This is a genomic window from Balneola sp., assembly GCA_003712055.1.
Classification (GTDB): Bacteria; Bacteroidota; Rhodothermia; order Balneolales; family Balneolaceae; genus RHLJ01.
Window position 1 is genome coordinate 233,198 of the sequence record RHLJ01000004.1, and the last position, 13,556, is coordinate 246,753.

The 13,556-nt window shown below is 40.0% G+C and carries 13 protein-coding genes and 1 tRNA gene; 10 read left to right on the top strand and 4 right to left on the bottom strand.

Annotation, left to right across the window (positions count from 1 at the left end; genetic code table 11):
• The first annotated feature begins 10 nt into the window (after window positions 1-10).
• From queA to ED557_10865, 8 genes are all read left to right on the top strand, one after another.
• Window positions 11-1,012, top strand: a complete 1,002-nt coding sequence (gene queA, locus ED557_10830; protein RNC83194.1) for a tRNA preQ1(34) S-adenosylmethionine ribosyltransferase-isomerase QueA — start codon at window positions 11-13, stop codon at window positions 1,010-1,012.
• A 228-nt stretch (window positions 1,013-1,240) separates the two neighbouring features.
• The gene (locus tag ED557_10835) at window positions 1,241-2,617 is read left to right on the top strand and encodes a Na(+)-translocating NADH-quinone reductase subunit A (protein ID RNC83195.1); all 1,377 of its coding nucleotides are present in this window, start codon (window positions 1,241-1,243) and stop codon (window positions 2,615-2,617) included.
• An 11-nt stretch (window positions 2,618-2,628) separates the two neighbouring features.
• A complete protein-coding gene (locus ED557_10840) occupies window positions 2,629-3,822 on the top strand; it encodes an NADH:ubiquinone reductase (Na(+)-transporting) subunit B (protein RNC83196.1) in 1,194 nt (397 codons plus the stop codon).
• Window positions 3,823-3,830: 8 nt separating this feature from the next.
• The gene (gene nqrC, locus ED557_10845) at window positions 3,831-4,550 is read left to right on the top strand and encodes an NADH:ubiquinone reductase (Na(+)-transporting) subunit C (protein RNC83418.1); all 720 of its coding nucleotides are present in this window, start codon (window positions 3,831-3,833) and stop codon (window positions 4,548-4,550) included.
• A 30-nt stretch (window positions 4,551-4,580) separates the two neighbouring features.
• Entirely contained in the window at window positions 4,581-5,279 is a 699-nt protein-coding gene (locus ED557_10850) for an NADH:ubiquinone reductase (Na(+)-transporting) subunit D (protein RNC83197.1), read from the top strand.
• Window positions 5,280-5,282: 3 nt separating this feature from the next.
• Window positions 5,283-5,900 (top strand): NADH:ubiquinone reductase (Na(+)-transporting) subunit E, encoded by a 618-nt coding sequence (gene nqrE / locus ED557_10855; protein ID RNC83198.1) that lies wholly within the window; start codon window positions 5,283-5,285, stop codon window positions 5,898-5,900.
• Window positions 5,901-5,919: 19 nt separating this feature from the next.
• Complete coding sequence (locus ED557_10860) at window positions 5,920-7,233, top strand: NADH:ubiquinone reductase (Na(+)-transporting) subunit F (protein RNC83199.1); 1,314 nt, start codon at window positions 5,920-5,922, stop codon at window positions 7,231-7,233.
• Window positions 7,234-7,471: 238 nt separating this feature from the next.
• A complete protein-coding gene (locus tag ED557_10865; protein RNC83200.1) occupies window positions 7,472-8,485 on the top strand; it encodes an FAD:protein FMN transferase in 1,014 nt (337 codons plus the stop codon).
• 54 nt (window positions 8,486-8,539) lie between these two features.
• On the opposite strand, the gene ED557_10870 is transcribed toward ED557_10865, so the two are convergent.
• Entirely contained in the window at window positions 8,540-8,773 is a 234-nt protein-coding gene (locus ED557_10870; protein RNC83419.1) for a membrane or secreted protein, read from the bottom strand.
• A gap of 214 nt (window positions 8,774-8,987) precedes the next feature.
• Here ED557_10870 and ED557_10875 point away from each other — a divergent pair.
• Window positions 8,988-9,064, top strand: a tRNA-Arg gene (locus tag ED557_10875).
• 127 nt (window positions 9,065-9,191) lie between these two features.
• Here the strand turns inward: ED557_10875 and ED557_10880 are convergent.
• The 3 genes from ED557_10880 to ED557_10890 all read right to left on the bottom strand — a co-directional run bounded on the left by ED557_10880 (window position 9,192) and on the right by ED557_10890 (window position 12,701).
• Window positions 9,192-9,809 (bottom strand): hypothetical protein, encoded by a 618-nt coding sequence (locus ED557_10880; protein ID RNC83201.1) that lies wholly within the window; start codon window positions 9,807-9,809, stop codon window positions 9,192-9,194.
• A complete protein-coding gene (locus ED557_10885) occupies window positions 9,724-11,709 on the bottom strand; it encodes a hypothetical protein (protein ID RNC83202.1) in 1,986 nt (661 codons plus the stop codon). The genes ED557_10880 and ED557_10885 overlap by 86 nt, the downstream gene beginning before the upstream one ends.
• A 110-nt stretch (window positions 11,710-11,819) precedes the next feature.
• A complete protein-coding gene (locus ED557_10890) occupies window positions 11,820-12,701 on the bottom strand; it encodes an alpha/beta hydrolase (protein RNC83203.1) in 882 nt (293 codons plus the stop codon).
• Window positions 12,702-12,811: 110 nt separating this feature from the next.
• Between ED557_10890 and ED557_10895 the strand changes: the two genes are divergently transcribed.
• Window positions 12,812-13,528: a hypothetical protein gene (locus tag ED557_10895; GenBank protein RNC83204.1), complete on the top strand. Its 717-nt coding sequence runs from the start codon at window positions 12,812-12,814 to the stop codon at window positions 13,526-13,528.
• Window positions 13,529-13,556 lie beyond the last annotated feature (28 nt).

A 13,556-nucleotide genomic window follows, 5' to 3' on the forward strand; every position in this document is an offset into this window, starting at 1 on the left:
ATCTTCGAGGATGACCTACACCCTCTCCGATTTCGATTATCATCTCCCGGAAGAACTCATAGCTCAATCTCCGGCTTCTCCAAGAGATCATGCACGATTGTTGGTCTATAATCGTGCAACCGGGGAAATTTCTGATGACTATTTCTACAGTCTGGGCAACTACCTCCATCCCCAAACCCGATTGGTTGTAAACAACAGTAAGGTTGAAAAATGCCGACTGATGTTTGATGAGGGTAAGAAAGAGCTATTTGTTACCTCTGTTCGAAACAACAATACCATAGAAGCCCTGGTTAGGCCTGGCAAGAAGTTTAGGGTGGGGAAAGAGATCGAATTGGCAGAAGGAATTACTAGCAAAGTCACCCATGTTGCTGAAGATGGATTACGAACGCTCATCCTGTCCCATGATTTGGATGCCCCTGAACTGGAGCCGTTCAAATACACTCCTTTCCCTCCTTATATCAAGCAAGATGAGTCATTGGCTGGGGAATATCAGACGGTTTATGCCAAAGATTTGGGGAGCAAAGCAGCGCCTACCGCAGGTTTGCACTTTACGGATGAGCTTCTTCAAAAGCTAAAGGATCAGGGAATAGGCAAGTCAGAAGTAACTCTTCATGTAGGACTTGGAACATTTGCTCCGGTTAAATCCGAAAAACTGGATGAGTACATCATGCATAGCGAATGGTATCAACTTGACAAAGCTACGGCAGATGAGCTACAACAAGCTACCCACAGAACCGCAGTTGGAACGACTTCGGTAAGAGTATTAGAGTCGGTTGCAAAAGAAGGGAGAGTGTTTGAGCCAAGCAGCGGGGATACCGATATATTCATAACTCCTGGGTATTCCTTCAAAGCCGTGGATTCTTTAATTACAAATTTCCACTTACCAAAGAGTACCCTGCTCATGTTGGTATCGGCTTTTATGGGTTTTGAAGAGATGCACAGGCTCTATGAACATGCTATTTCAGAAAAATATCGTTTCTATTCTTTCGGGGATGGAATGCTGATTCTCTAGCTAGTCAACTCCTAAATTTCTCGCGGATAGCAGGTTATAAATTCTTCCTTTTTTGAGGAAAAGCGCTTCTTCAATTTCTTCAACGCTTTTGAAAAGGTTTTAACGCAAATAGCTACCAAATCACCTTAAAAAATTAGTATCTTCTTCGCCTTCGAATTATTTGTTTTCAAGGATTGTTGGGGCACTAGTTCGAAATAAACATATAAATAATCGTTATCTGAATATCTGATGTCAGACGTAATTAAGATTAAGCGCGGGGTTGATATTAACCTTGTGGGTGAAGCTGAAGAAGTATTTGCACCTGCTCTTCCAATCGAGACCGCTGCTGTAAAGCCTACCGATTTCCATGGAGTTCGATTTAAATTAGCCGTTAAAGAAGGCGATGAAGTAAAAGCGGGTACTCCTTTACTTTTTGATAAGGATAAAGAACAAGTAAAATTCTGCTCTCCGGTGAGTGGTGAAGTAGCTCAGGTTGTTCGTGGGGCAAAAAGAAGAATTTTAGAAGTTCGGGTCCTGGCCGATAAAGAAACTAGCTACGAAGATTTTGGAAGTGCCGACCCTATCGAGCTGGAAAGAGAAGCCATTATCGAAAAAATGGCCGCTTCAGGATGTTGGCCTTTCTTCAAAGAAAGACCATACAATATCATTGCGGATCCAGCTAAAACTCCAAAAGCCATTTTTATTTCAGGCTTTGATTCAGCGCCACTTGCTCCAAACCTTGGTTTGATTCTCGAAGGAAATGAAAAAGCATTCCAAGCGGGGATAGATGCTATCTCAAAACTTACTTCCGGTCAGGTTCACCTTGGATTAAATGCTACCAAGCAAGTAGGAAGAACTCTGGCACAAGTGAAAGGGGTAAAGATCACCAAGTATGATGGACCGCACCCAGCAGGACTTGTTGGAGTTCATATCGCGCAGTTAGACCCAATTAACAAAGGAGAAACTGTTTGGACGATTAACCCTGAGCATGTTGTCATTATAGGCCGTCTTTTCCTTGAAGGTAAATTTGATGCCAGAATCAACATTGCTCTTACTGGTTCTGAAGTACAAGACCGTAAGTACCACTCAACTATTTTGGGTGCAGCACTAAAGCCATTTCTAAATGGCAATGTTTCCGGAGGGCTTAACCGAATTATTTCCGGAAATGTGTTAACGGGTACAAAAGTTACAGAAGAAGGATATCTCGGTTGTTATGATCGGCAGGTTACGGTTCTTAGAGAGGGAACAGACCCGGAACTGTTTGGATGGTTGATTCCAAAGCCGGATAAATTCAGTATTTCAAGGGCGCTCCCATCATTTTTTATGCGCCAGGCAGAAAAAGTTACCGGACAAAAGGTTTCTTATAATCTTGATACAAATACCCATGGTGAGAAGAGAGCATTTGTTGTATCGGGTCAATACGAAGAGGTGTTTCCATTCGATATTTTCCCGGTTCAATTACTGAAAGCCATGATGACTGGTGACGTAGAATTGATGGAGAATTTAGGGATTTATGAAGTGGTAGAAGAAGACTTTGCGCTTTGTGAAGTAGTATGTACCTCCAAAATTCCCGTGCAAGAGACCGTAAGAAAAGGTCTCGATCTCATGAAAGAAGAAATGGGCTAATAAACATATAGATGAAAGCACTACACAATTTATTAGAGCAAAAAGTTAAGCCGCATTTCGAGGAAGGCGGTAAATACCACAAGCTTTGGCCAGTATTCGATGGGTTCGAAACGTTCCTGTTTGTGCCTGGTCACACTGCCGAGAGTGGCGCTCATATTCGAGATGGTATCGATCTAAAACGAACCATGAATACAGTAATCATGGCATTAGTTCCATGTTTGCTATTCGGAATGTGGAATGTGGGATACCACCACTATATCGCTCTGGGAGTTGATGCTACTTTTATGGAGCAATTCATTTTTGGAGCTATCAAAGTACTACCAATGGTGGTTGTTTCTTACGGTGTTGGTCTTGGATTGGAATTCCTGTTCTGTGTGATAAAGGGTCATCAGATTGAAGAAGGATATCTGGTTAGTGGAATGTTAATCCCTTTAATCATGCCGGTAGATATTCCACTTTGGATGGTTGCACTATCCGTAGCCTTTGCCGTTGTTATTGGAAAGGAAGTATTCGGCGGAACGGGAATGAACATCTTTAACCCGGCGCTTCTTGCACGGGCATTTGCCTTCTTCGCCTACCCAACCTATATGTCCGGAGACAAAGTTTGGATTAATACTTCAGTGCAAGAAGGACAAGCTGTGGTTGATGGTTTTTCAGGAGCTACTGCTCTTGGTGATTTAGCCACAACCGGAACTACTCAGTATTCAGCGCTGGATGCGTTTTTAGGAATTATTCCTGGCTCAATTGGTGAGACATCTACCTTACTTGTACTAATGGGTGCAGGTCTGCTGATTTTCACAGGAATTGGAAGCTGGAGAATCATGCTCAGCGCTATAATAGGTGGTGCCGTAATGGGACTGATTTTTAATATCTTCGCTCAGTTTGCCATCTCTCCGGAGCAACAAGCATTCATGGCTGTACCATTCTGGCAGCAAATGCTATATGGTGGTTTTGCATTTGGTGTGGTGTTTATGGCCACTGATCCTGTTTCAGGTTCTCAAACAGAGAAAGGCAAATATTACTATGGATTCTTTATCGGACTCTTTGCAATCATGATCCGTGTATTCAACCCGGCCTACCCGGAAGGAATTATGTTAGCGATCCTTTTCATGAATACTATGGCTCCACTAATTGATCACTATGTGATTCAGGCGAATATCAAAAAACGTCAAAAAAGATTAGCTCTTAAAACTGCAGGTGCATAAATATGGCTATTGATCAAAATAGTAATGGATATACCTACTTCTTTGCTGTTGCAATGGTATTGGTAGTAGCTGCTTCTCTATCGTTCATAGCTACTACATTAAAGCCAATGCAGGACACAAATGTTGAGCAAGAGAAAATGCAGAATATCCTCAGCTCAATCAAAATTGATGTGAAGCGCGAAGATGCTGCCGAAATTTATGGCGATTACATCACGGAGTCTTTTGTAGTAAGTGCCTCTGAGCGAGTTGATGGGGTAGATGCCTTTTCCGTTGATATGCTTAAGGAAGTTCGGAAGCCGAATACGGAGCGTAATTCTCCTTTATATATTGCACAGAAAGAAGGGAAAACCTATTACATAATACCTCTACAAGGAACAGGGCTATGGGGCCCGATTTGGGGGTATATTTCTTTGGAAGAAGATATGAATACCGTGTATGGCGCTGTGTTTGACCACAAAGCAGAAACGCCTGGTTTAGGTGCTGAAATCAATACAGCTGTATTTACAGATCAATTCCCGGGGAAAAAGATCTTAGATGATAATGGCGAGCTTCTTGGTATCGATGTTCGCAAGGGTGGTTCTACTACTGCATATGAGGTAGATGGAATTAGCGGTGGAACGATTACTTCAGACGGTGTGGAATTAATGATCGCAGACTGTTTGGAAGCATATATTCCGTTCTTAAAAGAATATTTGAACACTGGCACTACTTCAAGTGCAGACCTTTAATCCTTCAAAAGCCAAAACTAATACAACATCATGGCAGAAGTTTTAGAAAAAGATGTACAAAAAGAGGAGCTGATTGATAAAGTTCCTAAAGAACCACTATTCAGTAAAAAGAATAGAAAACTATTAAGTGATCCCTTTAATGATGACAACCCAATCACCGTTCAGGTACTTGGGATTTGTTCGGCGTTGGCTATTACCGTGAAGCTGCAACCAGCTATTGTTATGACCTTATCGGTAATATTTGTGATGGCTGCCGGTAACGTTATTATCTCTTTGCTAAGAAATTTTGTACCGAATCGTATTCGAATCATCGTACAGTTGGTAGTAGTGGCGTCACTGGTAGTATTAGTTGACCAGGTTTTGAAAGCCTTTGTGTATGATGTAAGTAAAGAACTTGCCGTATTTGTGGGGCTGATCATCACCAACTGTATCATCATGGGTAGGCTCGAAGCATTCGCCTTAGGTAACACGCCATGGAGATCATTCCTGGATGGAATTGGAAATGCCTGGGGTTATGGTATCATTCTGATCGTTGTGGCATTCTTCCGTGAGCTATTCGGCTCTGGCCAGCTAATGGGTTTTCAAATTATTCCTGAAAGCTGGTACCTCGCTAACGGCGGTTTCTACAGTGACAATGGTTTTATGCTACTCCCTCCAATGGCATTGATTACCGTAGGTATCATAATTTGGGTACAGAGATCCCGCAATACTAAACTTATTGAGGACTAAGCCATGCAAGAATTAGTAAACATTTTCGCTAAGTCGATCTTTGTAGATAATATGGTATTTGCCTACTTCTTAGGCATGTGTTCGTATTTGGCGGTATCAAAGAAAGTATCTACAGCAGTGGGTCTTGGAATAGCGGTTATTTTCGTACTAACTGTAACCGTTCCTACTAACTACCTCCTCCAAAACTTTGTACTTCAGGAAGGTGCTTTAGCATGGATTGGGCCACGATTCGCGGACGTAGATTTAAGTTTTCTCTCCTTCATTTTGTTTATCGCAGTAATAGCATCCATGGTGCAATTAGTAGAAATGTTAGTTGAGAAGTTTTCACCAGCTCTATATGGTGCACTTGGAATCTTTCTCCCTCTAATTGCTGTTAACTGTGCAATCTTGGGTGGATCCCTTTTCATGCAGGAAAGAAACTATGCGAATATTACTGAAGCTACTGTATTCGGCTTTGGTAGTGGAATTGGTTGGTTCCTGGCTATTGTAGCTATTGCCGCCATCCGTGAGAAAATTCAATACTCAAATGTTCCAGCTCCACTAAAGGGTCTCGGTATTACATTTATCGTGACTGGCTTAATGGGCATCGGCTTTATGTCGTTTATGGGAATAAAACTATAATCATCAGGAAGAGACTGACATGGTATTTGGATCAACATTATTAATAGTAGGAGCAAGTGTCATCGTATTTTTTGCGGTGGTAATCCTTTTGGTTTCCCTACTTCTAGGAGCAAAAACAGTGCTCACCCCATCAGGGCCTGTGAAGATCACTATCAATGGTGAAAGAGAAATCGAAGTGTCTTCAGGTGGAACCCTCTTAAGTACCCTGGGAGATAATAAAATTTTCCTTCCTTCCGCATGTGGTGGAGGTGGAACCTGTGTTCAGTGTTTATGCCAGGTGCATGAAGGTGGTGGAGAAATCCTTCCTACTGAAACCCCACACTTTACAAGAAAGGAGCAAGCCGATGATTGGAGGCTTGGATGCCAGGTAAAGGTAAAGCAGGACATGAATATCTCTATTCCTGAAGAAGTATTTGGGATCAAGAAATGGGAAGCCAAAGTAGTTTCAAACTATAACGTGGCCTCATTTATCAAAGAGTTTATTGTTGAGATTCCTGAGGATATGGATTATGAAGCTGGTGGATATATCCAGATCGAAATCCCTCCTTGCGAAGTGGAGTACAAAGACATTGACATTACTGCGCACCCGGAAGAGCATCCTGGAGATCCTGATAAATTTAAGCTTGAATGGGATAAATTTGGGTTGTGGCCATTAAAGATGAAAAATGACGACCTGGTAGAACGTGCATATTCTATGGCTAGCTATCCAGCAGAAGGTCGGAGAATTATGCTTAACGTGCGTATCGCAACTCCACCGTGGGATAGAGCTAAAAACGCATGGATGGACGTGAACCCAGGGATTGCTTCTTCGTACATCTTTGACCGAAAACCAGGGGATACGGTTACTATTTCAGGTCCTTATGGTGAGTTCTTCATCAAGGACCATACAGAAAGTGAGATGCTTTATATCGGTGGTGGTGCAGGAATGGCTCCTATGCGCTCTCACTTATATCACCTTTTCAAAACTCTTGAGACCGGAAGAAAAGTGAGCTACTGGTATGGTGGTCGTTCTAAGCGAGAGTTGTTCTACCTAGATCACTTCCATCAGTTAGAAGAGAAGTTTGATAACTTTAAATTCTATGTAGTTCTTTCTGAGCCTCTTGAAGAAGATAATTGGGTAGAGAAGAAAGACATTAACGATGAAGAAGGAGATGGCTTCCTTGGTTTTGTTCACCAGGCGGTGATTGATGAATATCTTGTGAACCATCCTGAACCAGAAGATATTGAGTTCTACTTCTGCGGACCTCCATTAATGAACCAGGCCGTACTTAAAATGTGCGACGACTGGGGAGTTCCGGATGAGAACGTTGCTTTCGATGATTTCGGAGGATAGGCACCAGTTTTGTAAAGCCCCCACGTGTAAACGTGGGGGCTTTTTATTTAGGGTCATGAAGTAAGAAATTTCCTCGGTCATTCCGCGGCCCGTCATCCTGAGCATACCTGCGAAGGATTTTCAAGACTCAAGTCATGCTTGGTAAAAATTGTGCAGACTCTTCGCTCTGAGTGACAGTTTTTCACATATTCCCGTCCTAAAGAAAGTATCTTAGCTCAAATTTGTGTTATTTAAACCGATGAATATGAAAATCAAAATAGCATCAGTAGTTCTTTTACTCCTCGCACTTTCCTGTACCAAACAACAGGAATCCAAACTGGTAGTTAATACAGGAAATGCACAGGGGTCAACCTTCCAGGTAAGATATCTAACTACTTCAAACCAGAATTTTGAAGAGGACATCAATAACATATTTAGAAGTATTGATCAGTCTATGAGCACCTATCTGCCGGGCTCATTGATCTCACAATTGAATAGTGGAGATGTAGAACTAAGCGTTGACGATCATTTTAGAAAAGTGCTGGACAGAGCATTGGAAATATCCGAAGAAACCGATGGTGATTTTGACCCCACAGTAGGGGTGCTTGTAAGCTTGTGGGGTTTTGGCTTTGAAGAGGTTCGTGCCGATGTAGATACCGAAATGATAGAAGCTGCCCTTGAAAAAACCGGATTTGAAAAAATTCGCTATGCAGGAGGTCGAGTCTCTTTACCGGATGGAGTGTCCCTGGATTTTAATGCCATTGCGCAAGGCTATACGGTAGATGCAATTGCAGGACATCTCGAATCAAAGGGCATTGAACATTATATGGTAGAAGTTGGTGGAGAAGTGAAAACCTTAGGGGTAAATGAAAAAGGAAATCTGTGGCGAATTGGGATAGACAAGCCTAAACCTCAAATTGATGATGAATCCCGCTTCCAGGTGATTGTAGAAATGGAAAATAATGCACTGGCTACCTCAGGAAATTACCGGCGATACTGGGTAGATGAAGCAAGCGGACTTAAGTATTCGCATACTATAAACCCACATACTGGTACCCCTGCCCGAAATCGATTATTAAGTGTTTCTGTGCTTGCTCCGACTTCCATGGATGCAGATGCCTATGCTACCGTATGTATGGTAAAAGGAGTCGAAGGATGTATGGACTTCCTGGAAGCTAAGCCCGAACTAGAAGGCTATTTAGTATTCACCGACGATCAAGGAGAATGGAAAGTGCTAATCACCGAAGGCTTTGAGAAGTATATCTTGGAATAGTTATTAGTTAATGGTTATTGGTGAATCAGTTTCCCAATAACTATTAACCATTAACTAAGCTACAAAAGGACTGAATTCGCCTTCTTCCTTTTTCTTGTTGTCACTCTTACACTTCTCATCAGGTAGAGCTCCACAAAAACCACATGCTTCGCCTTCTTTATTTAGAAAAGGGCTGTTACTAGCACAGGTTCCGGCAAATTCTCCATCTTTCTTCACTAGGATTTTAATAGCAATACCTGCAAAACCGATTCCAATTAGGACAACTGCAAGGACAAGAGTAAGTAACATTGTTGACATAATACCAGGATATTTTCAAACACTTAAAGGTCGTGATTTAGCTATTGAACGGCAATATCAGGGATATAATTTCACAAGCGGTTATATAGAAGGATGCGTATATTTATCGCCCTTTTGCAGCCTGTTTGATTATATAGATCGATTCAGGTTTCGGCCTTCACCCGAGTCTTTGAATAAGACGCAAAGGAATTTATTGAAAATAAATGCGCCCGTAGCTCAACTGGATAGAGTACCAGGTTTCGGCCCTGGGGGTTGGGGGTTCGAACCCTCCCGGGCGTACAATACACCTACCCTAACTTAATTTTTAATATTGAGTTAGGGTTTTTTGTTTCAGTAACTGAATATTTTTATTGCCACAAAGCAAAGTGCGGACCCTAGCTATGCCCAATTTGAAATGCTTGTTATATGGTTATAATGAGTTTAAAAAATTCATGGTCTCTTTTCCTAATAGCTCAAGTTCGTAATCGGTATCGTTTTTTGGATTAGTATGGATGGTAGGTGAACAGATGCTTGTATATATTTTTTTGTCACCTTTATCCGATTTCGAGTAATACCCAAATATTGCATACTCACTGTTTTTTTCGAAGGAGAACCCACAGGCTTCTGGATGACCGTCTGTAAAAACGAAAGTTTTATTTTCTTGAATACCTTTGAATGTTTGGATGACATCAAATCGGACTTTAGTGAGTCCTTCAGTAAATAACCCTCTGCCTTCAAAAAAAGATTGTTCGCCAATCGAAACCGCTTTCCCAATAAAAACTACTTCGTAAGTTTGATAAGCTTCTTCTATTTCATAGCCCATACAGCTGCAAGCATAGGCAGGAAAAGAGAGCATTAATAAAAAAAGAGATATAATAATTGTTTTCATGAAGTCATGAGTCTGGAGATTAAAACAACCAGAAAGGTATTCGAGTTTTTTTGATATGCTTATATGTATCCGATTAGTTTTCAAATGAAAGTTTCTTTTTATATAAATAGTCAGAGATTTTGAATAAAGCATACTCCGGATCATCTGCATAATCCTCATAAAACTTTCCTTTGGTGAGTTTATTAATCAAACGACCAAGAGCGAATGAATTAGTTTTATATTCTAATCCATTATAGTTGATTACCCACGGTGTATACAAATAGTTTGGGATATCATCAGAGTTAGAAATAATTAGCTTTGACCCATTCTTGAAATCAAAGATAAGTTGATGCCAGATTTGGGTTGTACTCCAATTTCCATATCCTATGGAAAAAACATCATTGATTACACTATCATCGATAGACTCGATTGAATCTGCCACACTTTTGTAGAAACTAAAATCGGTATTCTCTCCAGGGAATTGATATGGGTTCTCAAAGTCAAACTGATCAATTCCATTTTCTTTTATCTCTTCTTCTTTTTGAGATATAAAATCCTTGTAATCAGAAATTATAGATGGTTTGAGCAGTAAATCATCCACTGATAATTCATCTAATCTGGCTTGATTAGCTTCAGAAATGATCTCCTTAACTAATTTATGATTAAGTATTCTGGGCATACTATTTAGAAAACTTCTGTCACTTTTGGAAAGCTCTAAAAAGGAACCATTTAAGTTGTAGATTCTTGTTTGATCATCATAATGAAAGCAACCAAGGCTACCATACCCAATTGTTAGGCTTTTCAATTCTAAATCTTGAGGAAAGATTTTATCAGGTAGATCGTATTTAATAAACTCATTAGTTTCGGTATTTAACTCAACTCTGTTTTCCAGTGTTTGGTCGGCAATGACTAACTTCCCATTGAATACAGAAGCATTACCTATAGGAAATTGAGTTTCGTTTATTCTAGCCCACCTTTTATTCTCCAATTTCAAAATATCAACACCAGAAAAACCATATGTTTCTCCTTTAAAATCAACTTTAGTATAGGGTTCAGGGATTGGGATATTATTAGTAACTAATGGAGAACTTTTAATCCTTTGGTTGACAATTTGGAATATTTCATCTCCAGCGTAAACATATAATGTAGAATCAATTACATTAAGTGCTTTAGGGGGATTTAATAGTGTTCTTTCAGATGTCCAGGTGGGAGTTAAGTTTTCATCTAACACTTTAACGTTATAGTCACGAGTTATCAGGAATCCCTGGTTATCAGATACCTCAAAATCAATTATATCTGGTAAAGGAGTCCAGTTGATGTCATTGTTCTGCGTTATAAAAACTCTTTGTTGCTGACTGACAAGATAATAGTCACCAAGTATCCTAATTTTATCAATTCTTGGCTTACTATCATTAGAGACCACACGATATTTTTTTTGGTAAAGAGGGGTTTCTAGTATTTCCCAAGTTTCTGCATTATCAAATGTTCTGTGAATTGTATTCCAATTAGAAGCAAATAGGCCAATTTTTTCGTCATTTGAAAAATGGATACTCATGATTCGACGATTAGCCATATTTTCAATTTTAGGCTTGGCGCTCCAGGTAAGTCCATAATCTTCAGTATAGTATATTAGTTGAGAACCTCCACTCATCCACCCCTTTCCATTGTGCTTGAAATAAGTAGCATCAATCCAACTACTCTCCATCCCAAAAATTACTTTATCCCAGGATTTTCCTCCGTCTTCTGAGCGATATATAAAATTTTGTTTTCCATTCTCTTGAATAAAACCGGAAATGATCAGGACATTTTCGGACAAAAAGTTAATCCGTTCAAAGTTTTTACCAGAATCAAAAGCCAAAGGATCAAGTGAACCAAAGGGCCCAATATGCCATAAATCCCCAAACTCTTTAGTGTAGTATACATTTCCAGCTTTTGATGCCATCCATATTTCACCTAAGGGTGATAATCCAAGTTCAGTTACATAACCTTTAACTGGAAGTCTGGCATGATACTTATCCTGAGCCATTCCAAAGTGCTGGAACACAAATACAAGTAATATCGATAGAAGGTATCGTATCATATGGGCATCAATTTAATGGTAGGCTTAGATATTTGAATGAAGATTCATATAATATTGAACCTCTTGATTAAATTTATGTTGTTCAATAATTGTACAAAAAATGGAGCTACTTATTTCTGTTTAGCTCCTTCTACTTCCAAAACATACTGTATAATATTTTTTTGGACTAGCCAATCCGCTAAGTAAGTAGGCCAATTAGATAATTCATTTTCTCCTTCTAACCGCATTCCGTACCCATGTCCACCCTTTTCAAATAGATTAAACTCTAAATCAGCTTCTCTTTCTAGAAGTGTTTCAGAGTATTGTATGGTACCGCCAACAAAAGCCGAATCGTCCAAGGTTTGCACAATAAATATCGGAGGAATGATATCCATAGGTTCTAATTCGGGAGAGATCGATGAAGAATTTTCAACAGCCAAGTAAGCTGGGTAAATGAGTATAGAGAAATCAGGTGGAGTGCATTTAACTAGCGCCAAACGTTTGCTGCAATCCTCTGCTCTACTCGAGCTATGACTTAGTCTGGCAGTAAGATGAGCACCCGCGGAAAAACCCATGACTCCTATTTTCGTTGTATCAATATTCCATTCTTCTGCTTTCTCATACACGATTTCTAAGGCTTTTAATCCGTCATTGTAAGCTGCATCTCGATTGTTGGGTACCGTATATTTAACAACAATAGCATGTATCCCTAGAGAATTTACCCATTCAGCGGGTTCAGTTCCCTCCAAATCGTATGAAAGTAAGTTATAGCCTCCTCCCGGAAAGATTAGCATAGCTGGTCGTCTTCCAGACCTATTAGCTTGAAAATAACGAAGTGACGGGGCATTCACGTCGGTGATTCTCAGTATTTCATCATCATATTCAACCAATACTCGCTCAGTTGATTCTTGAGAAGCTCCCGGCCATAAATACATTTCTTGGTTTTCGTCGATTGAACTGCATCCAAAAGCCGTCAACAAGAAGGCAAAAAAAATCACGAATGGGTTATTCATACTAGCGCAAGAAATTATCAATTCGTTTTCGATCTATTGAAATGATATCAATTTATATATATGTTAACGATAACAATCACGAATGTAAACTCATATAGCACGTTGCGATTATGAAAAAAAGAGTGCTTCCAATTTTCTTTCTTTTTGCAGCAATACTTCTCTATTGTACTTCAAGTGTTGAAGAAGAGATTATTGAACAACCTTGTACATTACAATTATATCCTCCTCTTGATACGGTTATCACTAGTCATACCTCATTTACCAGGGAGTACTACCCGCAACGAATTCAAGAATTCATGATGGATTCAATCTTTCAAAATAGTATTGTGATGTTAGGGAATAGCTTGACTGAACAGGGTGAAGATTGGTCCGACAAACTAGGGCAAGAAAATGTGAGTAATAGAGGTATTTCCGGTGATAATACAGATGGACTTTCTGCAAGACTGGGCGAGATTATTTGTAGTGAACCCAGAATCGTATTCGTAATGATTGGCACCAATGATCTTTGGACGCCATACACGGAGATAGAGGTTGCCTCTTCTATTGATGAAATCGGTAATTATCTTTCTTCAGAACTTCCGGATGCCAACATTTATGTTCAAACCATTATGCCTCTTGAAAGCGGACATAGTATGTCAGAAAGATTAATTGGCATCAATACTGCACTCAAATCGAAAGAAGATGTATCATACATTTTGATAGATACATTTGCTGAGATGGCTAACAATGAAGGGTTTCTTGAAAGCCAATATACAACGGATGGGGTACACTTGACTTCACTGGGATACGAGAAATGGGCTGCTTTTTTAAAACAGTTTGTCGACTAAGAGCAGAGAAACATATTAATGCTTGTAT

Coding starts and splice junctions, on each gene's coding strand:
- queA (RNC83194.1), top strand. CDS start 11: ATGACCTACACCCTCTCCGATTTCGATTATCATCTCCCGGAAGAACTC.
- ED557_10835 (RNC83195.1), top strand. CDS start 1,241: ATGTCAGACGTAATTAAGATTAAGCGCGGGGTTGATATTAACCTTGTG.
- ED557_10840 (RNC83196.1), top strand. CDS start 2,629: ATGAAAGCACTACACAATTTATTAGAGCAAAAAGTTAAGCCGCATTTC.
- ED557_10850 (RNC83197.1), top strand. CDS start 4,581: ATGGCAGAAGTTTTAGAAAAAGATGTACAAAAAGAGGAGCTGATTGAT.
- nqrE (RNC83198.1), top strand. CDS start 5,283: ATGCAAGAATTAGTAAACATTTTCGCTAAGTCGATCTTTGTAGATAAT.
- ED557_10860 (RNC83199.1), top strand. CDS start 5,920: ATGGTATTTGGATCAACATTATTAATAGTAGGAGCAAGTGTCATCGTA.
- ED557_10865 (RNC83200.1), top strand. CDS start 7,472: ATGAATATGAAAATCAAAATAGCATCAGTAGTTCTTTTACTCCTCGCA.
- ED557_10870 (RNC83419.1), bottom strand. CDS start 8,773: ATGTTACTTACTCTTGTCCTTGCAGTTGTCCTAATTGGAATCGGTTTT.
- ED557_10880 (RNC83201.1), bottom strand. CDS start 9,809: ATGAGGATTATGCAGATGATCCGGAGTATGCTTTATTCAAAATCTCTG.
- ED557_10885 (RNC83202.1), bottom strand. CDS start 11,709: ATGATACGATACCTTCTATCGATATTACTTGTATTTGTGTTCCAGCAC.
- ED557_10890 (RNC83203.1), bottom strand. CDS start 12,701: ATGAATAACCCATTCGTGATTTTTTTTGCCTTCTTGTTGACGGCTTTT.
- ED557_10895 (RNC83204.1), top strand. CDS start 12,812: ATGAAAAAAAGAGTGCTTCCAATTTTCTTTCTTTTTGCAGCAATACTT.